The 21487-nt window shown below is 71.9% G+C and carries 21 protein-coding genes and 2 pseudogenes; 13 read left to right on the plus strand and 10 right to left on the minus strand.

The features are described 5' to 3' along the window. Window positions 1–75 precede the first annotated feature (75 nt). The gene (locus tag RWE79_RS36745) at window positions 76–954 is read left to right on the plus strand and encodes an aldo/keto reductase (protein ID WP_475944723.1); all 879 of its coding nucleotides are present in this window, start codon (window positions 76–78) and stop codon (window positions 952–954) included. Window positions 955–1006: 52 nt separating this feature from the next. Here RWE79_RS36745 and RWE79_RS36750 read toward each other — a convergent pair whose 3' ends face one another. The 4 genes from RWE79_RS36750 to RWE79_RS36765 form a co-directional block, all read right to left on the minus strand. Next, the gene (locus RWE79_RS36750) at window positions 1007–2263 is read right to left on the minus strand and encodes an MFS transporter (RefSeq protein WP_475944725.1); all 1257 of its coding nucleotides are present in this window, start codon (window positions 2261–2263) and stop codon (window positions 1007–1009) included. Further along, entirely contained in the window at window positions 2254–2754 is a 501-nt protein-coding gene (locus tag RWE79_RS36755) for a MarR family winged helix-turn-helix transcriptional regulator (protein WP_475944727.1), read from the minus strand. Before RWE79_RS36755 ends, RWE79_RS36750 begins: the two co-directional genes overlap by 10 nt. Before the next feature lie 90 nt (window positions 2755–2844). Further along, window positions 2845–3429: an alpha/beta hydrolase gene (locus RWE79_RS36760; protein WP_475944729.1), complete on the minus strand. Its 585-nt coding sequence runs from the start codon at window positions 3427–3429 to the stop codon at window positions 2845–2847. A 251-nt stretch (window positions 3430–3680) separates the two neighbouring features. Beyond that, a complete protein-coding gene (locus tag RWE79_RS36765; RefSeq protein ID WP_475944731.1) occupies window positions 3681–4928 on the minus strand; it encodes a winged helix-turn-helix domain-containing protein in 1248 nt (415 codons plus the stop codon). A 163-nt stretch (window positions 4929–5091) separates the two neighbouring features. On the opposite strand from RWE79_RS36765, the gene RWE79_RS36770 reads away from it, so the two are divergent. Together RWE79_RS36770 and RWE79_RS36775 are read left to right on the plus strand one after the other, a co-directional pair. Further along, window positions 5092–5451, plus strand: coding sequence for a hypothetical protein (locus RWE79_RS36770; RefSeq protein ID WP_475944733.1), 360 nt, complete (start codon window positions 5092–5094; stop codon window positions 5449–5451). Between the two features lie 189 nt (window positions 5452–5640). Then, window positions 5641–6348: an N-acyl homoserine lactonase family protein gene (locus RWE79_RS36775; protein ID WP_475944735.1), complete on the plus strand. Its 708-nt coding sequence runs from the start codon at window positions 5641–5643 to the stop codon at window positions 6346–6348. A gap of 77 nt (window positions 6349–6425) precedes the next feature. Here RWE79_RS36775 and RWE79_RS36780 read toward each other — a convergent pair whose 3' ends face one another. After that, a complete protein-coding gene (locus RWE79_RS36780; protein WP_475944737.1) occupies window positions 6426–7601 on the minus strand; it encodes a serine hydrolase domain-containing protein in 1176 nt (391 codons plus the stop codon). Between the two features lie 239 nt (window positions 7602–7840). Further along, a pseudogene (locus RWE79_RS36785) lies at window positions 7841–8678 on the minus strand (class I SAM-dependent methyltransferase); the annotation flags it as partial. 114 nt (window positions 8679–8792) lie between these two features. Here RWE79_RS36785 and ligA point away from each other — a divergent pair. Beyond that, on the plus strand, window positions 8793–10919 hold the full coding sequence (gene ligA, locus RWE79_RS36790; RefSeq protein ID WP_475944739.1) for an NAD-dependent DNA ligase LigA: 2127 nt from the start codon (window positions 8793–8795) through the stop codon (window positions 10917–10919). 98 nt (window positions 10920–11017) lie between these two features. On the opposite strand, the pseudogene RWE79_RS36795 reads toward ligA, so the two are convergent. Beyond that, window positions 11018–11373 (minus strand): annotated as a pseudogene (locus RWE79_RS36795) (dihydrofolate reductase family protein); the annotation flags it as partial. 113 nt (window positions 11374–11486) lie between these two features. On the opposite strand from RWE79_RS36795, the gene RWE79_RS36800 reads away from it, so the two are divergent. The 3 genes from RWE79_RS36800 (at window position 11487) to RWE79_RS36810 (ending at window position 14089) form a co-directional block, all read left to right on the plus strand. Then, entirely contained in the window at window positions 11487–12719 is a 1233-nt protein-coding gene (locus RWE79_RS36800; protein ID WP_475944741.1) for a GDSL-type esterase/lipase family protein, read from the plus strand. 223 nt (window positions 12720–12942) lie between these two features. After that, the gene (locus RWE79_RS36805; protein WP_475944743.1) at window positions 12943–13407 is read left to right on the plus strand and encodes a hypothetical protein; all 465 of its coding nucleotides are present in this window, start codon (window positions 12943–12945) and stop codon (window positions 13405–13407) included. Between the two features lie 10 nt (window positions 13408–13417). Beyond that, the gene (locus RWE79_RS36810) at window positions 13418–14089 is read left to right on the plus strand and encodes an enoyl-CoA hydratase-related protein (RefSeq protein ID WP_475944745.1); all 672 of its coding nucleotides are present in this window, start codon (window positions 13418–13420) and stop codon (window positions 14087–14089) included. A 102-nt stretch (window positions 14090–14191) separates the two neighbouring features. On the opposite strand, the gene RWE79_RS36815 is transcribed toward RWE79_RS36810, so the two are convergent. After that, window positions 14192–15037, minus strand: a complete 846-nt coding sequence (locus RWE79_RS36815) for an alpha/beta fold hydrolase (protein WP_475946345.1) — start codon at window positions 15035–15037, stop codon at window positions 14192–14194. Window positions 15038–15116: 79 nt separating this feature from the next. Here RWE79_RS36815 and RWE79_RS36820 point away from each other — a divergent pair, with 79 nt between their 5' ends. Next, the gene (locus RWE79_RS36820) at window positions 15117–15722 is read left to right on the plus strand and encodes a sigma-70 family RNA polymerase sigma factor (RefSeq protein WP_475944747.1); all 606 of its coding nucleotides are present in this window, start codon (window positions 15117–15119) and stop codon (window positions 15720–15722) included. A gap of 114 nt (window positions 15723–15836) precedes the next feature. Here the strand turns inward: RWE79_RS36820 and RWE79_RS36825 are convergent, their stop codons facing one another. Then, the gene (locus tag RWE79_RS36825) at window positions 15837–16421 is read right to left on the minus strand and encodes a TerD family protein (protein ID WP_475944749.1); all 585 of its coding nucleotides are present in this window, start codon (window positions 16419–16421) and stop codon (window positions 15837–15839) included. Between the two features lie 189 nt (window positions 16422–16610). Here RWE79_RS36825 and RWE79_RS36830 point away from each other — a divergent pair, with 189 nt between their 5' ends. The 5 genes from RWE79_RS36830 (at window position 16611) to RWE79_RS36850 (ending at window position 20659) form a co-directional block, all read left to right on the plus strand. Next, the gene (locus tag RWE79_RS36830) at window positions 16611–17015 is read left to right on the plus strand and encodes a GntR family transcriptional regulator (protein WP_475944751.1); all 405 of its coding nucleotides are present in this window, start codon (window positions 16611–16613) and stop codon (window positions 17013–17015) included. Further along, window positions 17012–17908, plus strand: a complete 897-nt coding sequence (locus tag RWE79_RS36835; RefSeq protein ID WP_475944753.1) for an ABC transporter ATP-binding protein — start codon at window positions 17012–17014, stop codon at window positions 17906–17908. Before RWE79_RS36830 ends, RWE79_RS36835 begins: the two co-directional genes overlap by 4 nt. Continuing rightward, complete coding sequence (locus RWE79_RS36840; RefSeq protein WP_475944755.1) at window positions 17905–18879, plus strand: transporter; 975 nt, start codon at window positions 17905–17907, stop codon at window positions 18877–18879. The genes RWE79_RS36835 and RWE79_RS36840 overlap by 4 nt, the downstream gene beginning before the upstream one ends. A gap of 155 nt (window positions 18880–19034) precedes the next feature. After that, complete coding sequence (locus tag RWE79_RS36845) at window positions 19035–19196, plus strand: hypothetical protein (protein ID WP_475944757.1); 162 nt, start codon at window positions 19035–19037, stop codon at window positions 19194–19196. Window positions 19197–19393: 197 nt separating this feature from the next. Next, window positions 19394–20659 carry a cytochrome P450 family protein gene (locus RWE79_RS36850; protein ID WP_475944758.1) on the plus strand — a complete coding sequence of 422 codons (1266 nt, stop codon included), beginning with the start codon at window positions 19394–19396 and terminating at the stop codon, window positions 20657–20659. 256 nt (window positions 20660–20915) lie between these two features. Here RWE79_RS36850 and RWE79_RS36855 read toward each other — a convergent pair whose 3' ends face one another. After that, complete coding sequence (locus RWE79_RS36855) at window positions 20916–21404, minus strand: hypothetical protein (protein ID WP_475944760.1); 489 nt, start codon at window positions 21402–21404, stop codon at window positions 20916–20918. Window positions 21405–21487 lie beyond the last annotated feature (83 nt).

The following is a 21487-nucleotide window of genomic DNA, read 5'->3' on the forward strand; positions in this document are numbered from 1 at the left end:
GTCAACCATGCATGGTGCGGTCGGCCAAGGGCAGGAGCTGCCCGGACCACCACTCGCGAAAGGTCGAACCTCCACATGACCACCCATACCGACAGCGCCCGACCCGCGGAGTCGTCCGGCACCTTCCGCCTCGGCGGCGATCTCCGGATCAACCGTCTCGGCTACGGCACGATGCAGTTGACCGGCAAGGGCGTCTGGGGTGAGCCGAAGGACCGCGACGAGGCCGTCCGTGTGCTCAGGCGCGCCGCCGGGCTCGGCGTGAACTTCTTCGACACCGCCGACAGTTACGGTCCCGATGTCGCCGAGAACCTTCTGCGTGAGGCCCTGCACCCCTACGGTGACGACATCGTCATCGCGACGAAGGCCGGCCTCACCCGCCAGGGCCCCGACCTCTGGGCGCCCGTCGGCCGCCCCGCCTACCTGCGCCAGCAGGCCGAGATGAGCCTGCGCCGCCTGCGCGTGGAGCGCATCGACCTGTTCCAGCTCCACCGCATCGACCCCGACACCCCGTTCGAGGACCAGATCGGCGAGCTGAAGAAGCTGCGGGACGAGGGCAAGATCCGCCACATCGGCCTCAGCGAGGTCACCGTGGCCCAGGCCGAGGCAGCCCGGAAGATCGCGCCGATCGTGTCCGTCCAGAACCTCTACAACCTCACCGACCGCTCCTCGGAAGAGCTGCTCGACTGGTCGGCCGAGCAGGGCATCGGCTTCATCCCCTGGTTCCCGCTCGCGACCGGCCGGCTCACCGGCGAGGGCAGCCCGCTCACCGAACTCGCCAAGCAGCACGACGCCACCCCGTCGCAGCTCGCCCTCGCCTGGCTCCTCAAGCGCTCCCCGGTCATGCTCCCCATCCCGGGCACGTCGAGCGTCGCGCACCTTGAGGACAACCTCATCGGCGCGACCGTCGAGCTGACCGACGACGAGTTCGAGGCACTGTCGAAGGCCGGCGTCTGAAGCAGGCGGGACGCCACGCGAAGGACCGGGCGTGAGCGTCGAGTTCGTGCCGCTATGAGCCGGTAAGCGCCGTCCGGGGCGAAGTTGTGGCCGAGACCCGGCGCAGGCCCGGTGTGCCGGCTCCCACCAGCACGACGGCGCCGACGCAGAGCAGGCCGCCGCCGACCAGGGCCGCCGTGCCCGATGTGACGTCCGCGAGGAGGCCGGCGCGCAGGTTGCCGATGTCCGGGCCGGCCTGCCCGACGATCTGCTCGGCGGCGCCGACACGGCCGAGCAGCTCGCGCGGGGTGTGCGTCTGCACGAGGGTGCTCCGGGACACCACGGAAACGGTGTCGGCGGCGCCGGCCAGAGCCAGGAAGCCCAGCCCGACCCACGGCTCGGGCGACAGACCGAACAGCGCGAGTGCCACCCCCCAGGTGGCGGATCCGCCGAGCATGACCAGACCGGGCCGGGGGAGCCGTACGAAGGTCCCGGAGACCAGGGACGCGGTGACGCCGCCGACGGCTGTCGCCGTGAGGAACAGTCCCAAAGTGCGGGGGTTGTCGCCGAACCGTTCCGCGTTGATCAGGGGGAACAGGCTGACAGGCATCGACAGCACCGTGGTGGCCAGGTCGGTGAGCAGCGCTCCGCGAATGACGGGAGTCCTGACCAGGAAAGCCAGCCCGTCCCGCACACCGCGCAGGCCGGGTCGGGCCGGCTGGTCCACGGGGCTCATCCGTGGCAGGCCGAACGCACCGTGGAACGCGGCGACGAAGGTGGCCGCGTCGATGAGGTAGCAGCCGCCGAAACCCAGCCGGCTCACGGCCAGGCCGCCCAGTGCGGGGCCGGTCAGCATCGCGGTCTGGAAGGCGGTCCGGCTCAGTGCCAGTCCGGCGGCCAGCTGGTCCTTGGGCAGCAGTCGCGGGATGAAGGTGCGTGAGGCCGGTCCGCCGCCGGCGACGAAGCACGACTGCGCGGCGACCAGCGCCAGAAGTCCGGCGGCCGGCAGGTGCCCCCAAAAGCCCTGGAGCGCGAGCAGGAGTGAGCACGCCGCCTGGCCGCCGGTCGTGAACAGACAGAGCTTCCGCCGGTCCACGCGGTCGGCAAGCGATCCGGCGACGAGTCCGAGCGCGATCAGCGGGACGGCCTGAGCCAGCCCGAGGGCGCCGGTCCACGTGGTGCTCCTCGTGGTCTGCCAGAGCTGGAACAGCACGGCGACAAGCGTCATCTGGCTGCCGACCCCGGAGAGGGCCTGCCCGATCCACAGCCGTCGGAACGGTGGTGACGACCGCAGCGGCGCCACATCGAGCAGCGTGTGCCTCAGCCCCATGCCGGATCGTCCGCCAGTTTCTCGGCGACGCGGTCGTGGAAACTCCTTCGTTCCAGGGCCTGTTCGATGTCGGCCACGACCTGGGTGAGCGGATAGGGAATCTCGGCCTCGATGTCCGCGATCGCGGCCTCGGTGGCCCGCCACTCGGCGGCCAGGCGGCCCACGATGCCGCGGGCGCTGTCGGTGAGCGTCACCTTCTTGCTGCGCGCGTCGTCGCCCGCGACGGTCCGGACCCACCCGGCAGCGCGCATCGCGGCCACCTTCTGGCTGAGAGCCGAATGCGTCCGGCCGACCGACTCGGCCAGTTCCGTGATGGTCATCGGTCCCTCGGCGTGGAGCCGGAGCAGCTCCATGACGAAGCTGGGCTTGAGTCCTTTGACCCGCCCGTCGGAGTAGACCCGGGCGATGTCGGCGTCCATCGACGCCTGAAGGAGCCGCAGTGGCCGCCAGAGGCTCTGCCGGGTGGGGTCGAGTGCGGGAGTGTCGGCCATGAGCGCATCGTAACAGTGCTTATGTAAGTGCTGTTGGATTACGTCGGAGACGATTGCCGCCGGGTGCGGTGAGCGACCGGGGCCGAGGCCTCACAGCGAGCCGATGAAGCGGTCCAGCCTTGAGACAACCTGCTGGAGGAGGCCGGCGGAGGCTACGGCGTCGTCGGGGATCTCCAGAGCGTGGTCGGCCGAGGGGATCTCCAGGATCTGGTGCGGGAGTTCGCGCGCGATCCGGACGTCCCAGAGCTCGTCCCCGGTCCCGCCGACGAGAAGGGCCGGCGCTGTGGCTCGTTCGAGGGACCGGACGACCTGATCCGAGGTGAGCAGAGGGGTGAGCCAGGCGGCCGGGATCTGCCGATCCGCGGCGAATCCCGCGGCGAGCGAGCCCAGGGACTTGCCGACGAGAAGGCGGCAAGCTCCGTCCTCGGCATCCACGGCTGCCCCGACCTGCCCTTCCACCCATGTCGCCCGCTCTTCCGCGGAGAGTTGACGAAAGTCTTCGGGGATCTGCCACCACAGTTCCTGAACGGTCCAGCCGTGTTGGAGCAGGACGGCGCGGGCGAAGTGCAGCAGGGGCCGGGCCGGCGAGTAGCCGGCGCCCGGGATGATCAGGGCGACGCGGCCGGTATCGGCTTCGAAGCGGGTCGGGACGGCGAAGGGCGCGGGATCCGGCATGACCGCAGACTAGGGCGTGTTGCGAAAGTCCCGCCTGCTCCACGACGCCTGGCACGCACGCTCGCCGCGTTGTCGGGATCATCCAAGTACGTCCAGTACGAGGACGACCCTCCGCCTTGCGATCGCACGCACCAGACGCCGCGGAGCCCGCCCTGCGGGCGGACGGCGCTACTTTCGCAACACGCCCTAGTGCGCATCCGTTGGGTCCGGTGATGAACGGCCGTGCGACAGCGGGGAGTTGGTCCCGCTGCTCAGGACCGGTGCAGCCTGGAGCGCCAGGGGTCGGGTACCCGGTCGCCGTACGCGATGTCCCTGGCGCCGAGGAAGGCGGCCAGGCCGGTTATCTCGCCGGTGACCGCCTCGCGAAGCGCCGCCGTCGGCTTGACGTCGGGCTCCAGGTACAGGCCCTCGATCAGCAGGACTTCCCGGTTCCGGTCGTAACGAGGTGAGGCCCGGCCGACCAGGCGGTCGCCGTGCACGATGGACAACAGGTAGTAGCCGTACTGCCGTTTGGCCCTCGGCACGTACATCTCGTTGCGGAAGGTGAAGCCCCACAGCCGTTCGGTGAGGCGCCGGTCGTTGATCAGATTGTCGAACGGCGACAGCAGCGCGGTCCGCCCCTGCCAGTCGCCCGCGCGGATCGCGTCCAGTTCGGGCATGGCGTCGGCGTGCACGTACCAGGTCTCGGACGGGGAGGTTCCCCCCTCGACCTTCACCGGTACGACCCCGCCCTCCTGTGTGAGGGTGCGCAGCACGTCGGCCAGGCCGGGGTACTTGCCGCGAAGGAAGTACTGCTTGATGTCCAGGGGGCGGGCGACCCCGAGTGCGCGCAGGGTGTGCTCCGTGGTCGTGGTGACCATCTCCCGGGGCGGCAGCGCCACCCGGTCCGCGTCGGCCGGCAGGCAGGTGTCCGGGAGCCCCCACAGCCGCTGCCCCGCCGAGCGGCCGGCCACCATGATCCTGCCCTGGAGCCACAGGAACGTCAGCATCCGCTCGACGTTGCGGCCCGCGGTCCAGCCGGTGGAGGGCCACTCCATCACCGAGCGGTCCTCGAAGGCGCCGGTGGGCAGGGGGGCGCCTTCGGCCAGGCGGTGCAGTACGTGCTTGCGCAGTTGGTCGTTGGCGTCCATCCAGACCCTGGTGAAGGAGAGGTTCGGCGGGGGATAGCCGTCCATCGACACCCGGTGGATCGGGTAGTCCTCGGTGAGCACGATGGCCGCCGCATGGGCCCAGTATTCGAACAGCTGGCGTTCCTGCCACCACGGACTGACGAGATGGGGGCCGGCCTGCGGGCCGAGGCGGCTCCAGACGACGAGTTCATGGCTCGGGGCCACGACGTTGACGGGGTCCAGCTGCAGGTAGCGCAACGATCGCAGGACGGTGCGCACACTCCCCGCCTCCGGGGGCAGCCGGGTGCCACCGGCCAGGTGCTGCCGCGACAGGGCCAGCCTGCGTGCGTCCACCTGACTGATCGCCAGAGGGTGCTGGATCGTGGTCATCGGGGGCTCCTTGCTCCTCCGTCACGTGAACCCGAGGGTGAAGCGATTCGAACACACACTCTACTGCGGCCGGAGCGGCCCGCGCCGCCCGGCCCCGTGCCCGTCCCGGGAAGGGAGAGGAAACCCGTCGCGCGACGGCGGCCCCACCGGCCAGGATGTCCGCATGAAGGACCTCCCCCGCGGCCTGCCGCCGGCGAACTCGCGCAAGTGGCACAGCCGCCGGTGGTGGGACCAGCTGGGCTATCTGCGGGCACGTTCCCTGGCGAACCCGAGCTGGTCCAGGGACATACCGTGGCTGATCACATGGTTCCGGCGAGAGCGCGCGGCCGAGCCCGCGGAAGACCAGCCCCTCTACGACGCAGCGATCGCCGCGGCCCAGGACTATGCGCGAACCCCCTTCGGCGCGACCGAGGTTGAACGCGCGTGGGATCGGATCCTCGAACCCGTCGACGAGCTGCTCGTCCGGCGCCAGGCACGGCACCTGGACGCCGTACGCAGAGCACGCCCGGAACGCGAAGGATGAGCACGGTGACCGGACCGCGGGATCCGTTCGTCGCCGCGCTCCTCACGCTGTTCTTCCGGTGCTCGCCGCGGTGTCCGTATGGCTGGGAACCGTCCGGCTCCGACCTCGGTGCCCCTGGGGTACCCGCAGGGCATTCCGCTGTCGGCAAACCGGCGGGAAGGCGGCTCGCGGCCTTGCCAGGATGGGCGGATGGGGAAGAACGTCGCAGTGCGTCGGCTTGATCTGGGGTACTTCGTCCGGCCCGCGTCGGAGACGGGCGGTCCGCGACCGCGCGTCGAACCCGTGCTCGCGTATCTGGTGCGGCACGACCGGGGGCTGATTCTCTTCGACACCGGCATCGGCGGCGCGGACCCCGGGACCGAGGCGCACTACCGGCCCCGCCGCCGGGCACTGCGGGACGCGCTCTCGGCGGCCGGGGTGACCCTCGCCGACATCTCCCTCGTGGCGAACTGTCACCTGCACTTCGACCACTGCGGCGGGAACCCCCTGCTGGCCGGCAGACCGATCCTGGTCCAGGACGTTGAACTGGCCACCGCCCGCCGGGGCGGCCACACCATCGATGAGCTCGTCGACTTCCCCGGCGCGGCCTACGAGGAACTCAGCGGTGAGGCCGAGTTCTGGCCGGGAGCCTGGATCATCCCGACGCCCGGACACACCCAGGGGCATCAGTCACTGGTCATCCGGCAGGACGACGGCACGGTGGTCCTCGCCGGCCAGGCACACGACTTCGCATCCCACTTCGCCTCGGACCAGCTGGCCCGGCAGGCTGTGCTCGACGGCGTGGAGCCGCCGCTTCCCACCTACCCGCACTGGCTGGAACGGCTCGCCGACTTCGACCCACGACGTGTGCTCTTCGCCCACGACTGCTCGGTCTGGACCGCACATCATGGGCCATGACGGTGGTCCGCTCACGGGTCGCCGGGCCACGGCCCGGCCCGGGTCGTCCGCGTGCCGCGAGTTGCCCGTGCGGTCGGTCAAGCCAGCGACTTCCGCACCGCGTCGACCAGCGTCGCCGCACGCGCATCGCTGGGAGCGCCCTCGATGACGTGGTTCATCACATAGCCGAAGGCGATGCCGTGCTCCGGGTCGGCGAAGCCGAGCGAGCCGCCACGACCGGGGTGGCCGAAGGCGTTGGGGCCGGTCATCGGGTTGGTCTCGGTGGGCAGCATGTATCCGGTGCCGAACCGGGTCGGCAGCACGATCACCCGGTCCGCCCCGAAGGCCTGTTCCCTGGTTGCCGAGGCCAGGGTCTGCGGGGTGAACAGGCGCACGCCGTCCACCTCGCCGATCAGCGCGGCGTACATCCGCGCCAGGCCGCGCGCGGTGCCGATGCCGTTGGACGCCGGGATCTCCGCCGCCTGCACCTCGGGCGAGTTGAAGTCGATCCCGGCCGGATCGGTTATCGCGAACGCCCTGTTGGCCAATGAGTCCGGGTCGAGCATGGCGGCCACCACCCCGCGGAACTCCTCGGGAACCGACTCCAGCGACCCGGCGGCGAACTCGAAGTCCGGCTGCTGGTACACCATCCGGCTGACCCGGCCGCGCTCACTCGCAGGCAACCCGATGAAGAAGTCCACCCCGAGCGGAGCGGCGATCTCGTCCGCGAAGAACCGGCCCGGCGTGCGGCCGGACACCCGGCGGATGACCTCGCCGACCAGCCAGCCATAGGTCCGGCCGTGGTAACCGTGCGCGGTACCCGGGGTCCACAGTGGACGCTGCGCGGCCAGCGCGGCCACCATCGGCTGCCAGGCCAGTGCGTCGGCCAGCGGCACCGGTCGGTCCAGCGCGGCCAGGCCGGCCTGATGGGACAACAGCCAGCGCACCGGGATCTCCGCCTTGCCGTTCGCGCCGAACTCCGGCCAGTACTCGGCCACCGGCGCGTCCAGGTCCAACGCCCCGCGCTGGGACAGCAGATGCGCCACGGTCGCGGTCGCGCCCTTGGTCGCCGAGTAGACCAACTGCAGTGTGTCCCGCGCCCACGGCAGACCGGTGTCGGGGTCTGCGGTCCCACCCCACAGGTCCACCACCGGCCGGCCGTCCCGGTACACGCACACCGCGGCACCGATGTCACCGTGCTGCGCGAAGTTCGCCTCGAACGCCTCACGCACCGGCTCGAACCCGGCCGCGACCTCACCGATGATCGTCGTCATGCGGCCCATCCTGCCATTCCCGCCATGCGACCGAACCGCCGGACGCGAAGGCGCCCGGCGTGGACAGGACGGCGACCGTCCAGCGAGCTCCGTACCCCACGGCAGACCTCCGGACCGGACCGGACCGGCCGGCCGCACCGCACGGCCCGGTGTCGCGTGGTGTCCAACTGCGGGTAGGACCAACGCTGATGCCCGGATACGGGTCGCCGGCCACGGACCCGCGACACGCCCTGTCGCGGCTTGCGCCAGACGAAGACCTCGGTGCTCGGCAGGCGTTCGGAGAACAGACCGGAGGGGGAGGCGTCACGGAGCAGCCGGTCGAGGTCCGCCACGAAGACGTCACGGCGCCCGCCGAACAGGTGCGGTGCCGAGGACGAGAGTGAGAACACCCAGGCGACGACATCCTCACAAGTGCGTTCCAGCGCCTGCCCGCCGGGCACGACCAGCCGCTGGGAAGCGGCGAACCCCGCGCGGACGAGCACGGCTTCCTCGTTGCCGGGCGTTCCGTGCCGGAGTACGCCGCGGCCGGCCCGCCGCTCCGCCCCGAGATACCGCCTGATGAGGCTACCGACCGCGGAGTACGGGACCGTCGGACGGGGGAGGCCGGAGGTCGTGGACGGTTCGGCTCTCCGTCTTCAGGTCCGCGATGTGCACGGGAGCCCCGCCGTCCCGGAGCATGCCCAGGATGACCGACGCCACCAGGTCGCGGTCCATCCAGTGGAAGGACTGGCCGAAGGTCGCGACGGTGAAGGTCCCGAGGCCGGCGGGGAGTTCCTCGGCGCGGGCCCGAAGCCACCGGGTTCTGCCGGACAGGCCCGCCGCACCGGCCTGCCGCTCGGCTTCGGCGAGCATCCCGCGGTCCGGGTCCACACCGACGACCTCGCCGAACAGGTGCGCCAGGTCCAGGGCGAGGGTGCCCGGTCCGCATCCCACGTCGATCAGCCGCCCCCGGCCGTCGAGCGCGAGGGTCTCGGCGAGTACGTCCGGGAGCCCGACCGCGTACGGGAGCCTCCCGCGCCGGTAATAGGGGGCCGACCCCAGGAACAGCGTGTCGTCCCACTCCCAGCCGTCCGGCATGCCGGTGTCCCGTCCTTTCCGGCGCGGACGCCTCCCGCCCGCAAACCGCGGTCATTCCACGGCCCGGAGCCCTTGGTCCCGGGGATTGTCAGTGGTGGGGGGCACGATGGCGGCATGACGACCACTGATGTTGTGATTGCCGACGGCCTCGCCTACGCGGAGGCGGTCGAGGCCGCGGTGCGGGCCGCTGCCGCCTACTACGCGGGTGGGGACAGCGCGCTCGACGACGACGCGTACGACCGGCTGGTGCGGGCGATCACGGTCTGGGAGGACGCGCACCCCGAGCAGGTGCTGCCCGCCTCCCCGACGGGGAAGGTCGCCGGGGGCGCCGCGCAGGGCGATGTGCCGCACAGCTGGCCGATGCTGAGTCTGGACAATGTGTTCTCCGCCGAACAGTTCGCCACGTGGGCCGCTTCGCTGGAGCGGCGGATCGGCCGGCCGGTGACGGCGTGGAGTGTGGAGCCGAAGCTCGACGGCCTGGCGGTCGCCGCCCGTTACCGCGCGGGGAGGCTGGTCCAGCTGATCACCCGCGGGGACGGAACGGCCGGTGAGGACGTCTCACACGCTGCCGGGACGGTCAGCGGACTGCCGGAGCGGCTGGCCGAGCCCGCCGATCTGGAGGTGCGCGGTGAGATCCTGATGACCGCCGAGCAGTTCGAGCAGGCGAACACGGTGCGCGCCGCCCACGGTGCCCCGCCTTTCGCCAACCCGCGCAACGGCGCCGCGGGCACCTTGCGGGCCAAGGACCGCGCGTACCGGCTGGAGATGACGTTCTTCGCCTACGGCTGCCTGCCCCTGCCCCTTCCCACGGCCCTGCCCCTGCCCGAGCCCGCCGGCACCGATGCCCCGCCCGTGGAGCGTCTGTCCGGCCTCGCGCACAGCGAGTTGACCGCCTACGTCGCCTCGCTCGGCGTGCAGACCACGGCGGAGACACAGGTGCCAGGACGAACCGCGGCCACGGTGGAGGAGGTACAGGCCCGGGTGGAGGAGATCGCGGCGCTGCGCGCCGGGCTGCCGTTCGGGATCGACGGGATCGTCATCAAGGCCGACGCGGCCGCCGACCAGCAGGCCGCCGGCTCCGGTTCGCGGGCGCCGCGCTGGGCCATCGCCTACAAGCTCCCGGCCGTCGAGAAGGTCACCCGGCTGCTGGAGGTGGAGTGGGCGGTCGGGCGCACCGGGATCATCGCTCCGCGTGCGGTCCTGGAGCCGGTCGAGATCGACGGCTCCACCGTCACCTACGCCACCCTCCACAACCCCGCAGACATCACCCGCCGCGACCTGCGCATAGGCGACCAGGTGATGGTGCACAAGGCCGGCGACATCATCCCCCGCGTCGAAGCCCCCGTGGTGCAGCTGCGCACCGGCGACGAGACGCCGATCGTCTTCCCGCAGGCCTGCCCGCACTGCGGGGACGCCATCGACACCTCCGAGCAGCGGTGGCGGTGTGTGCGCGGCCGCGCCTGCCGTCTGACCGCCTCCCTCGGTTACGCGGCGGGCCGCGACCAGCTCGACATCGAGGGTCTGGGCACCACCCGGGTGGTGCAGCTGGTCGACGCCGGTCTGGTCGCCGATGTGGCCGACCTGTTCACCCTCACCCGTGAGCAGTTGCTGTCACTGGAGCGGATGGGGGAGACCAGTACCACCAATCTGCTCGCCGCGATCGAGGCGGCGAAGGACAAGCCGCTGAACCGGGTGTTCTGCGCGCTGGGCATCCGTGGGACGGGGCGGTCGATGTCCCGCCGTATCGCCCGCCACTTCGCGACCATGGACGCCATCGTCGCGGCGGGCCCGGAGGGCCTGCAGCAGGTGGAGGGCGTCGGTCCGGAACGGGCGGCGCTGATCGTGGCCGAGCTGGCGGAGCTGGGCGGCGTCATCGACAAGCTCGCCGCCGCGGGCCTGACCCTGACCGAACCGGGCGCCACCCCACCCGCCGCCACGGACGCCGGCGGCCCGGAGATCGGCGCCGATGCCGATGAAGCGCCGGCGGCGGGTCCGTTGGCGGGCATGGCGGTCGTCGTCACCGGAGCGATGACCGGACCACTGGAGAAGCTGACGCGTAATCAGGTCAACGAGCTGGTCGAAGCCGCCGGTGGCCGTGCCTCCTCCAGCGTCTCCAAGCGCACCTCGCTCCTGGTCGCCGGAGCCGGCGCGGGCTCCAAGCGCACCAAGGCCGAGGGGCTGGGCGTGCGCGTCGTCACCCCGGACGAGTTCGCGGTACTCGTCGCCGACCACCTCTCCTGACCCCCGGCGATCACATCGCCGTTCATCCACGAGCGCTCAGGCGGCCGACATGGCGGGGGCGTGGAGCAGATTGAGCGCGCCCGTCCGGAATGTGCGGGAAGAGGCCCCGCGTCCAGCAGCTGACGGACGATGCGGACCGAGCCGCTCATCGCGACGGGTCCGGTGCCCGGCTCGTTCTTCAGCGCGGCCACCGTTGTGACGAGTTCGCCTCGGAGCGGCTCGGAGTTCGGCCGCCTCACGCCCGGGCCACGCCCCGGCGAAGGTGTCGTAGGTCCTACGGCCCAGGAGCATGGTGTCGGCCGCGCCGAGCGTGGCGCAGGCAGCGGAGCCCATCTCGTCGTCGAGGTAGGGGAAGTGCCACTGGTCGGGGCGCCTCCACGACGCCGTCGAGCGAGATGAACAGCTGCGCGGTGATCTTCGTGGCTCTCCACAGAAACGGGCCGGCTGAAGTCATCGGCGGCGTATCGCCGGGGACGGGCCGGCGGCCGAGGGCCGAGGGTCGACAGCCGCCAGGGGGCGGGCGGAAAACCATTCGGAGGATGAGGCTCCGGCCAGCAGAATGCCGTCATGAACGAGCGGCTCGACGACGTCCCCGAGGTCCCCGGCGCGCCCGCGGCGGCCACGGCGACGGACCGGATCACCACGCCCATCACCACGGACCTCCTGCGCGGTGCCCTGGATCTGGAGCGCACCGAACACGGGGTGCTGCCGCACCGGCTGCCCGCCCGGGCCCGCGCGCAGTGCGCCGACGGGCAGCTGGCCATGGCGGAGGCCCAGCCCTCCGGCGTACGGCTGGTGTTCCGCACCCGGGCCACCGTCGTCGAGCTGGACGCACTCCGTACCAAGAACGTCTACCAGGGTGCCCCGCCCCGCCCCGACGGCGTGTACGACCTGCTGGTCGACGGCCGGCCGGCCGGGCAGGCCGGCGTGACCGGCGGCAACGTCCTGATGGTGGACATGACCACCGGGACCGCGGAGACCCGGCCCGGCCCGGTCGGCACTGTGCGGTTCGCCGGCCTCCCCGACCGCGTCAAGGACGTCGAGATCTGGCTGCCGTACAACGAGATCACCGAACTGGTCGAGCTGCGCACCGACGCCCCCGTCGAGCCCCTGCCGGACGAGGGCCGCAAGAAGTGGCTGCACCACGGCAGTTCGATCAGCCAGGGCTCCGACGCCGCGAGCCCCAGCACGACCTGGCCCGCGCTGGCAGGCGCCCTCGGCGGCGTGGAACTGACCAACCTGGGCCTGGGCGGCAGTGCCCTGCTCGACCCGTTCACCGCCCGCGCCCTGCGCGACACCCCCGCGGACCTGATCAGCGTCAAGATCGGCATCAACCTCGTCAACGCCGACCTGATGCGCCTGCGCGCCTTCGGTCCCGCGGTGCACGGCTTCCTCGACACCATCCGCGAGGGCCACCCCACCACTCCGCTCCTGGTCGTCTCGCCCATCCTGTGTCCCATCCACGAGGACACCCCCGGCCCCAGCGCCCCGGACTTCAGCGACCTCGGCGCGGGAAGGCTCCGGTTCCGGGCGGCGGGCGACCCCGCGGAGCGGGCCACCGGGAAGCTGACCCTCGACGTCATCCGGGACGTACTCTCCCGCATCGTGAAGCAGCGGGCGGCCGACGACCCCCAGCTGCACTACCTCGACGGCCGCGACCTCTACGGCGAGGCGGACTTCGCCGAACTGCCGCTGCCCGACCGGCTCCACCCGGACGCCGCCACGCACCGCCGAATCGGTGAACGCTTCGCCGCCCTGGCCTTCGGTCCCGGCGGCCCCTTCGCCGCCGAGCGCGCCTGAAACGCCCGGACCTGGTCCGCCCCGGTCCCGGATCTCTTGCATGTTCTATGCCGCACCCCATAAGTTACCAGTCGGTATTCGACGCTTGACTCCTGTCCGTGACGTTTGGAAGGCGTGCCCGGTATGCGCACTGGTTCTTTCCCCGTGGGCACGGCCGCCCGCTGCGCCGCCGGGGTGGTGGGCGCGTGAGCCCGCGTAGAGCGACAGTCGTGAGCGGGTGGTTGTGAGCGCCGCCGCGCTGCTGGACGAGTACGGTGCGAGCGCCACCGGCATCGACCGCGTGCTGGAGCACAGCGGTGACCCGCGCGGCTCGGGCTACCGCCATTTCGCCGGCGGCCGGGCGCGCTGCGGCGCGACCGGCCGTGTCGGCAGCGACTTCAGGGCCGGCTGCCCGGGCGTGGCGGTCGCGGTGGAGACCGACGACGACGCCCCCCAGCCGGCCCGCTCGGACGCCGAGGTCTTCGCCGCTGGAAAAGGCGCTCGCAGTCCTGTCCGTCCGGCACGGCCTGCCCGACGAGCGGGGAAAGAGGCCGGCAGCCAGTGTCGTCGCCGCGGTCGAAGGCGCGGTGATCATGTGCCGGGCCGAGCGGAGCACTTCCGCTGGAGGCGGCCGCCGGTGAGATCCATGACCTGCTGGTCCACGCGCTTCGGCCGTGACCTGCCCATCCTGACCCACCCACTCTCCTGAGGGATCCGCTATGCCAACGCTCGACCGCCAGGACAACGTCTTCGTCCTCGACCTCGGGGACGGCGAGAACCGTTTCCACCCCGACTGGATCGCCTCGGCCAACGCCGCGCTGGACGAGGTGGAGAAGACGGAGGGGCCCCGCGCCCTGGTGACCACCGCCACCGGCAAGATCTTCTCCAACGGCCTCGACCTGGACTGGCTGTTCGCCAACGCCGACCAGTACCAGGACTACGTCATCTCCGTCCACGAACTCCTGGCCCGGACGCTGTCCCTCCCGGTGATCACCGTGGCCGCCCTGCAGGGCCACACCTTCGCCGCCGGCGCGATGTTCTCCCTGGCCCACGACTTCCGCGTCATGCGCGCAGACCGCGGCTACTGGTGCCTGCCCGAAGCCGACATCAACATCCCCTTCACCCCCGGCATGGCCGCTCTCATCCAGGCCAGGCTGACCCCGCAGGCCGCACACGAGGCCATGGTCACCGCCCGCCGTTTCGGCGGCCACGACGCCGCGGCCGCCGGAATCGTCGACCGAGCGGTCGACGAGGACGCCGTGCGCGCCGCCGCGGTGGAGATCGCCCAGGCCCAGGTGGGCAAGGCCGGCGACACCCTCGGCACCATCAAGGCCCGCATGTACGCCCCCGCCCTCCACGCCCTGCGGGACAAGGACAACCCCCTCGGCTGACCGAAGGCAAGGTCCTCGGCGAGGCCGGGAGACTGATCGCCCGCACCACCACTGCCTGCCTGATCCCGCGACCCTGAGCCGACGGCGTCCTGCAGGCCGCCTTCACCGCAGAAACGCCGCGGTGGCCGCCACGAACCGGTCGGCGTCGTCGAGCCAGGGGTAGTGGCCCGCACCCGGCTGGACGACGAGCGTGGCATCGGGGAACAGTGCCGCGAACTCGGCCGCCGACCGAGGGGGACTGTTCAGGTCGAACTCCCCGGCGAGCAGCAGGACGGGGGCGTCGCAGGCCGCGAGCGCCGCACGAGTGGCCTTCGGGTCGAAGGCACCCTCGGCCGCGAAGACGGCGACGGCTTCGTTGTTGCTCGGCCGACCGGTCACCTGGTGCCGCTGTGCCGCCGCGTCCCACCGGCCGTAGAAGAAGGGGGTGACGGCCTCCCAGTCGCTGCCGGTGCCCTCGGTGATCGCCTCCAGCGCGGCATACGCCGCCGGGAACCACGGCTCGTTCCCGCGCAGTCGCGCGAGCTCGCGCCGTGTCTCCCCGGTGACCGCTATGCCGACGGCGCGGCTGCTGGGGCCGATCAGGGCGAGCCTGCTGATGTTCTCCGGGTACCGGGCCGCGTACTGCGTCGCGATGTTCGTACCGGCGGAGTGGCCGAGCAGGTCCATCCGGGAGAGCCCGAGGTGTTCGCGCAGCGCCTCGACGTCGTCGACGAGACGGTCGCAGCGGTAGGAGGAGGTGTCTTCGGGAATCGCGGACCGGCCGGTGCCGCGAAGGTCCAGGGCGATCAGCCGGCGATGCGTGGACAGTCCGCCGAGGTCGCCGAGGTAACGGGAGTCGGTGGGACCGCCCGGGACGCAGACGACCGGATCGCCGTCCCCGACCTCGTTTCCGTCCGCGTGTACGCGGTAGGCCAGCTGGGTTCCGTCAGGCGCGCAGAAGGTGGGCATGCCGTGGATCCTGTCAGCCATAACCAGGTTGTACAACCCGGTTATGAACGACCGGGCGACCGAGGTGTATAACCAGGTCATGGCAGGCGAAGACACCACGCACCGGATCCCCGAGGCGCTGACCGAGGAACAGGCCGGGCGGATGCTCGCCGGCATGAACGAAGTCATCCGTGCGGGCGAGGAGATGCGGAGGCTGCGCACCGAAATGATCAAGCTGTTCGCCGGCTTCGGCTGGACCCAGGAGAAAATCGCCCAGCTCGCCGACATGAGCCAGCCCGCCGTGTCCAAGCAGGTGACGAAGTACAAGAAGGGCGACCCGCTGCCCCCGGTGGGGCTCTCCCTCGACCAGCGCGACACGCCATGGCTCGAAGGGCGCCTGTGGGGTCTCGCCGAGGAGATCTCCGAGACCTTCGACGCCGCCCGCTGCGCCCGTCACGTCAACGCCATCGCCCGGGGGAGGAAGCACTTCACACCCGAGAACGTCGACGAACTGCGGCGCCTCCTCGAAGAGGACCTGAGGCAGCACCGGGCGGAAATGCCCCGCGGTCACCAGGACGCCTACGACGAGATCGGCCGCGGCCTCGACCTCCCCGACATCCCCGCGAAGGTCACCACCGCGCCGGCCTCCGTACGTCGCGCCCTCGCCCGCCAGATCCAGCGCGACCGGCTCGGCGGCGACGGCTGAGCGCCGCGCTCGCCCGCCGCCGGCGTGCGCCACCGGCGCAGGTGCACGCGCAGGCGCGGGTGCGGGCTCCGCGGCCGGGCACCACGTGGGTGCCCGGACCGGACGGGCCGCGTCCTACTTGCTGATGGCGAAGCGCATCAGGGCGTGCTCGTCGCCCTGCTTTATCTTCCCCGTCGTGTTGATGACCTCCAGCTTCCAGCTGTCGCCGGTACGCACGGCCTTGGCCACGGCGCAGCCGTTGTCACTGCTGAGCAGGCTCGGCCAGATGTCGGCGACCTGCTGGGAACTGCCCCCGGTCGCGTCGTACACCTTGAAGCTGATGTTGCGCGCCCTCTGGAAGGAACTGCCCTTCTTGTACGCGGCGGCGACGAACACCACCGACGTGACGTTGTGCGGGATCCGCGCGAACTCGACCGTCACCGTCTCGTCGTCGCCCTCCCCGCGCCCCGTCTGGTTGTCGCCGCTGTGAACCAGGGAACCGTTGCCCATCGGGTCGAGCGAGTCGAGGCCCGCCAGGCGCACCGGGTCGGCGCCCTGCATCGCGATGGCGATCAGGTCGAGGTCGGTGCCGGTCTTGCGGCGGAACGCGCCCATCACCCCGCCGCTGCTCCCGGCGGTGGGGTCCCAGGACACCCCGATGGACAGATGGGTCACTCCACCCAGGTCCGCCGGGCCGTCTTCCTTCTTGAGCGTAATCATGCGTTGTTCATCCTCTTGGTGAGCGGGACTGCGACTTGCAAAGTCTGCCTTGAGACTTCGGTTTTCTACACACCTGGTCCGCCAGTCGCCGGTTCGTCCCCATCTCGTGCGGCATCGCACCTGTGTGCCGCCGGCCGTGACTTGCCGGATGAGCCAAGTAGGAGTCTATAGTGCTAGGCAACTAGCTAAATGGAGGAACCAGTGATTGAGTTCCACCTGAACGGCCGGTCAGGCCTGTCCCCTTACCAGCAGTTGGTCCAGCAGGTGCGGCACGCGCTGCGCCTGGGCCTGCTGGAGGAGGGGGATCGGCTGCCGACCGTCAAGGAGGTGGCCAGGCAGTTGGCGATCAACCCGAACACCGTGCTCAAGGCGTACCGGGAGCTGGAGCACGACGGGCTGGTGGCCCCCCGCCCGGGGGTCGGCACGTTCGTGACCCGCACGCTGGCCGACGCCACACTCGCCGCGCACGGCGCGCTCCGCAAGGACCTGCGGCGCTGGCTGACCAAGGCCCGCCTGGCCGGGCTCGACGAAGAGAGCATCGAGGCCCTGTTCATGAACACCGTTCGTAGCGCAGCCGGAGAGGACGTGGCGTGACCGCCGTCTTACGAGCCCAGGCCCTGGGCAAGAAGTACAAGCAGCGCTGGGCACTGCGGAACTGCGACCTGGACGTCCCCGCCGGTCGGGTCGTCGGCCTGGTCGGCCCCAACGGGGCAGGAAAATCAACCCTGTTGAACCTGGCCTCCGGCATGCTCGCCCCGACCGAAGGCACCATCGAGGTCTGCGGTGGCCGTCCCGCCGATGACGTGGAGCAGCTGACCAAGGTCGGCTTCGTCGCCCAGGACACCCCGACGTACGCCTCGTTGAGTGTCGCGGACCACCTTGACCTCGGCCGGCGCCTCCACCCGAACTGGGACGACACCGTGGCCCGCGACCGCATCCGGCGGCTCGGCCTGGATGCCCGGCAGCGAGCCGGGAAGCTGTCCGGCGGCCAGCGCGCACAGCTCGCCCTCACCCTGGGCATCGCCAAGCGCCCCGAGCTGCTCATCCTGGACGAACCGGTCGCCGCGCTCGACCCGCTGGCCCGTCGCGAGTTCATGCAGGACCTGATGGGAGCCGTCGCCGAACACGGGATGAGCGTCGTGCTCTCCTCCCACCTGGTCTCCGATGTGGAGCGGGCCTGCGACTACGTCATCGTCCTGGTCGACTCCCGGGTGCAGGTCGCCGGCGACATCGACGACCTCCTCGCCACGCACTACCGGCTCACCGGGCCCCGCCGCGATCCGGCCGACCTGCCGGCGGGCCAACATGTCGTCTCCGCCAGCCACACCGACCGGCAGACCACCCTGCTGATACGCACCGACGGCCCGGTCCACGATCCGTCCTGGGCCGTCGGCCGGCTCGGCCTGGAAGACCTCGTCCTCGCCTACATGGCCCGTCCCGCGGACGCGGTCCGTGACACCCGACCCACCTTTGAGGTACTGCGATGATCTGGCTGACCTGGCGGCAGTTCCGCACCCAGGCCACGGTGGTGTTCACCGCCCTGGCCGCCCTCGCCGCGCTCCTGGCCGCCACCGGCCCACAGCTGGCCGACCTCTACGAGGCCGTCGGAGACGACCTGTTCGGCCGGATCACCGGCGCCGACAGGTCCGTGTACTACCTCGGTCTCGCCGCCGTCCTCCTCGTACCGGCCGGGATCGGCGTGTTCTGGGGCGCGCCGTTGATCACCCGTGAGCTGGAGACCGGCACACACCGGCTGGCGTGGAACCAGAGCGTCACCCGTACCCGCTGGCTCGCGGCCAAGCTCGGCCTCACCGGCCTGGCCACCATGGCCGCGGCCGCCCTGGCCACCCTCGTGGTGACCTGGTGGAGCGGCCCGATCGACCGGGCCGTCGACGCCGGGGGATCCGGCGCGGACCCCTTCTACCCGCGCATCGATCCCCTGGTCTTCGGCGGGCGGGGCATCGTCCCCATCGGGTACGCCGCGTTCGCCTTCATCCTCGGCGTCACCCTCGGTGTCCTCATCCGCCGCACTGTGCCCGCGATGGCCGCCACCCTCGCGGTCTTCGCCGCCGTCCAGTTCGCGGTGCCCCTGTGGATCCGGCCCCACCTGGCCGCCTCCGTCCGGGCCACCCTGTCGTTCACCGACGCGAAGCCGGTGAACATCGGCGTCGACGCCGTGCGCGAGGTGGACTTCGGCCGGCCCGGTGCCTGGGTCCTGTCCGAACACACCGTCGACGCCTCCGGCCACCCGGCCGCCCTGCCCGCGTCGTTCACCCACTGCACCTCCATGTCGGACTGCGCGGCCGCCCTCACCAGGGCCGGCTACCGGCAACAGGTCACCTACCAGCCCGCCGGCCACTTCTGGGCGCTGCAGTGGGCCGAGACCGGGATCTACCTCGGCCTCGCGCTGGCCCTGACCGGGTTCTGTGCCTGGTGGATCCGCCGCCGGCTGACCTGACGGAGGTGGGCGGCGTCACCAGGTGGGCAGCGTGACGCCGGCGCCGCCGGCGAGGCCGGACCGCGTCCGCTGCTTCGAACTGCGCCGGCCCGAGGTGCCGGACCGCGAGCGGAGCCCGCTCGGCGGCGGTCCGGCCCCTGGCCGACCACCGCACGGTGGCGGCGGACCTCGGCGCCACCGGGGAGACGGCGGCGCAGGGCCGGCGGGACGCCCCGGTCCCGCCGCCCTCGCTGCGGGACGCGCCCCGCATCCACTTCCCGCACGCGGCCCGTGCCGACGGGGCCCGCGCCGGTGTGACGACTATGGCGCCCGGGTGAGCGGCATGGCCCTGAACGGGTGAAGTCGTTCCCTCCCGACTCTGTCCGACGTGTCGGTTTCACGGCTTTAAGTACCTTGAGTCCCACGCCGGTCGGCCACACGCCTCCCCAGGAATGCCGCCATCGGTCGAGCGGTTTCGGACCGGGCCGTCGCCCTCCCCTGTCCCGTCCCACCTACCCAGTCGAGGCGTTCGCCCATGCCCAGCCACACCCGGAACCGGTGCCCCTACCCCCTGGACGGCAGCGCCGCGGACATCCACGGCGAAGCCGTGGCCCTGCGCGCCCTGGGACCCGCCGCGCGGGTGGAGCTGCCCGGTGGAGTGACCGCGTGGTCGGTGACCGATCCGCACCTCATCCGGCGGCTGCTGGTCCACCCCCGGGTCTCCAAGGACGCACACCAGCACTGGCCCGCCTGCCTCGACGGCGGCCTCCCCGCCGGCTGGCCGCTGCGGAGGTGGATCGACGCCCGCACCGTGCAGACCGCCTACGGTCCCGACCACGGCCGGCTGCGCCGGCCCCTGACCCCGGCGTTCGCCACCGGCCGGGTGCACGCCCTCGCCCCCCGGATCGAGCAGACCACGGCCGAACTGCTGGACGACCTCGGAGCGGCGGCCTGCGCGGCGCCCGACGGGGTCGTGGACCTGCGGGCGCACTTCGCCGCCCGGCTTCCCTGGCTGGTGGTCACCGCGCTGCTCGGACTGCCGGAAGCCATGCACGCCGGCTTCCGCGCCGTCACCGAGACCGCGTTCGCCACCAACCTGACCGAGGAGGGCGCCGCCGCCACCACCGCGGAGGCGGACCGCCTGCTGGCCGAACTGGTGGCGCTCAAGACCGCGCACCCCGCCGACGACATCACCAGCGCCCTGGTCGGCGCCCACCGCGACGGAACCCTCAACGCACGCGAACTGGCCGACACCGTGTGGATGCTGATCGGCGCCGGCTACGGGACCACCGTGAGCCTGCTGGACCACGCCGTGGTCAACCTCCTCACCCACCCGGCCCAGCTCGACCTGGCCGTGACCGGCGGCGCCTCGTGGGACCGGGTCGTGGAGGAGACGCTGCGCCACCAGGCCCCGGTCGCCAACTTCCTTCTGCGCTTCCCCACCGAGGACCTCATCGACGAGCCGACCGGGCTGACCTTCGCGCGGGGCGACGCCCTGGTCATCAACTACGCCGCGGCCGGCCGCGACCCGGGAGTGCACGGCGCCGACGCCGACCTGTTCGACATCACCCGCCCCACGGCCGGCGAACACCTGGCGTTCGGCCACGGCCCCCACTACTGCCTGGGCGCCGAACTCGCCCGGCTGGAGGGGCGGATCGCCCTCCCGGCCCTGTTCCGGCGCAACCCGGCCCTCGAACTCGCCGTCGCCCCGCAGGACCTGATCCCGCTGCCGTCCTTCATCTCCAACGGCCACCAGGAGATCCCGGTGCGGCTCGTACCGAAGGGCGGCGCGTGGGCGTGAACGACCGGGCCCGGCACCCCTGACGGCGTACCGGCGGGACGTGTGGATCGCCGGCTCCCGGACCCCGCGGTCAACGCCGTTCAACCGCGTCCCGCGCGAACGTCTCCCGGGCCGGCCCGACCCCGGCCGGCCGGCGCCCGGCGCCGAGCGCGCGCTGCGCCGCTACGACACCTCTTCCGGCAGGTCGCCGGCACCGGCGTACCGGTCACCGTGGTCGACCTGTCCGCGGGACCGGCCCCGGAGGCGGCCTCCGTACCTATGTCCTGCCCGCAGGAGCCGCTCCCGGCTCGCACCGGGGGCTGGACGCCGTGCTGCGGCCGCCTGGACTCGTCCCGTCCTGAACCAGGTCCGGCAGGGGAGGACGACGGCCGTGGCGGGACGTCACCGGTTGCCGGACACCGAGCCTGATCCCGGCGCCCAGCCACAGGGCGTTGGTGTTGAACGGCTCGCCGAACGCCGCTTCCGCGACCGTGCCGAGGCCCGGCCTGGCGGCGAGGGTGGCGAGCCGCAGCAGCGGCGTCACCCGGCCGCCCTTGCGGTGCAGGCGCCCGCTCGCATCCCGCGACATGGGCATGGTGCGGCCGCGCAGGAGGCCGAAGACCCCGGACACGACCAGTCCGGCGATCAGGAACGCGATCCCGGCCGAGGTCGTCCGGGCCGGCCGGGCCGGGCCGGACCGGGCGGAACACTGCCGCGCAGGATGCAGGAGGGCGACCCACAGGTACGTCCGCGGCCTGACCCCCATGCGTCCCGTGCCGCACGGCGGCCGCCGCCTTCACGCCCGTCACGGAGGGTGGTTATCGGGTCCTGTGGATCGGCGGGCCGGCG

The sequence above is a fragment of the Streptomyces sp. RLA131 genome, assembly GCF_056270125.1.

Bases quoted from the DNA above. Each gene is read 5' to 3' on its own strand.
- RWE79_RS36810 (WP_475944745.1), top strand. From the start codon at position 13,418: ATGCCAACGCTCGACCGCCAGGACAACGTCTTCGTCCTCGACCTCGGG.
- RWE79_RS36745 (WP_475944723.1), top strand. From the start codon at position 76: ATGACCACCCATACCGACAGCGCCCGACCCGCGGAGTCGTCCGGCACC.
- RWE79_RS36760 (WP_475944729.1), bottom strand. From the start codon at position 3,429: ATGCCGGATCCCGCGCCCTTCGCCGTCCCGACCCGCTTCGAAGCCGAT.
- RWE79_RS36750 (WP_475944725.1), bottom strand. From the start codon at position 2,263: ATGGGGCTGAGGCACACGCTGCTCGATGTGGCGCCGCTGCGGTCGTCA.
- RWE79_RS36765 (WP_475944731.1), bottom strand. From the start codon at position 4,928: ATGACCACGATCCAGCACCCTCTGGCGATCAGTCAGGTGGACGCACGC.
- RWE79_RS36800 (WP_475944741.1), top strand. From the start codon at position 11,487: ATGAACGAGCGGCTCGACGACGTCCCCGAGGTCCCCGGCGCGCCCGCG.
- RWE79_RS36815 (WP_475946345.1), bottom strand. From the start codon at position 15,037: ATGCCCACCTTCTGCGCGCCTGACGGAACCCAGCTGGCCTACCGCGTA.
- RWE79_RS36820 (WP_475944747.1), top strand. From the start codon at position 15,117: ATGGCAGGCGAAGACACCACGCACCGGATCCCCGAGGCGCTGACCGAG.
- RWE79_RS36840 (WP_475944755.1), top strand. From the start codon at position 17,905: ATGATCTGGCTGACCTGGCGGCAGTTCCGCACCCAGGCCACGGTGGTG.
- RWE79_RS36855 (WP_475944760.1), bottom strand. From the start codon at position 21,404: ATGGGGGTCAGGCCGCGGACGTACCTGTGGGTCGCCCTCCTGCATCCT.
- RWE79_RS36850 (WP_475944758.1), top strand. From the start codon at position 19,394: ATGCCCAGCCACACCCGGAACCGGTGCCCCTACCCCCTGGACGGCAGC.
- ligA (WP_475944739.1), top strand. From the start codon at position 8,793: ATGACGACCACTGATGTTGTGATTGCCGACGGCCTCGCCTACGCGGAG.
- RWE79_RS36755 (WP_475944727.1), bottom strand. From the start codon at position 2,754: ATGGCCGACACTCCCGCACTCGACCCCACCCGGCAGAGCCTCTGGCGG.
- RWE79_RS36770 (WP_475944733.1), top strand. From the start codon at position 5,092: ATGAAGGACCTCCCCCGCGGCCTGCCGCCGGCGAACTCGCGCAAGTGG.
- RWE79_RS36825 (WP_475944749.1), bottom strand. From the start codon at position 16,421: ATGATTACGCTCAAGAAGGAAGACGGCCCGGCGGACCTGGGTGGAGTG.
- RWE79_RS36780 (WP_475944737.1), bottom strand. From the start codon at position 7,601: ATGACGACGATCATCGGTGAGGTCGCGGCCGGGTTCGAGCCGGTGCGT.
- RWE79_RS36830 (WP_475944751.1), top strand. From the start codon at position 16,611: ATGGAGGAACCAGTGATTGAGTTCCACCTGAACGGCCGGTCAGGCCTG.
- RWE79_RS36775 (WP_475944735.1), top strand. From the start codon at position 5,641: ATGGGGAAGAACGTCGCAGTGCGTCGGCTTGATCTGGGGTACTTCGTC.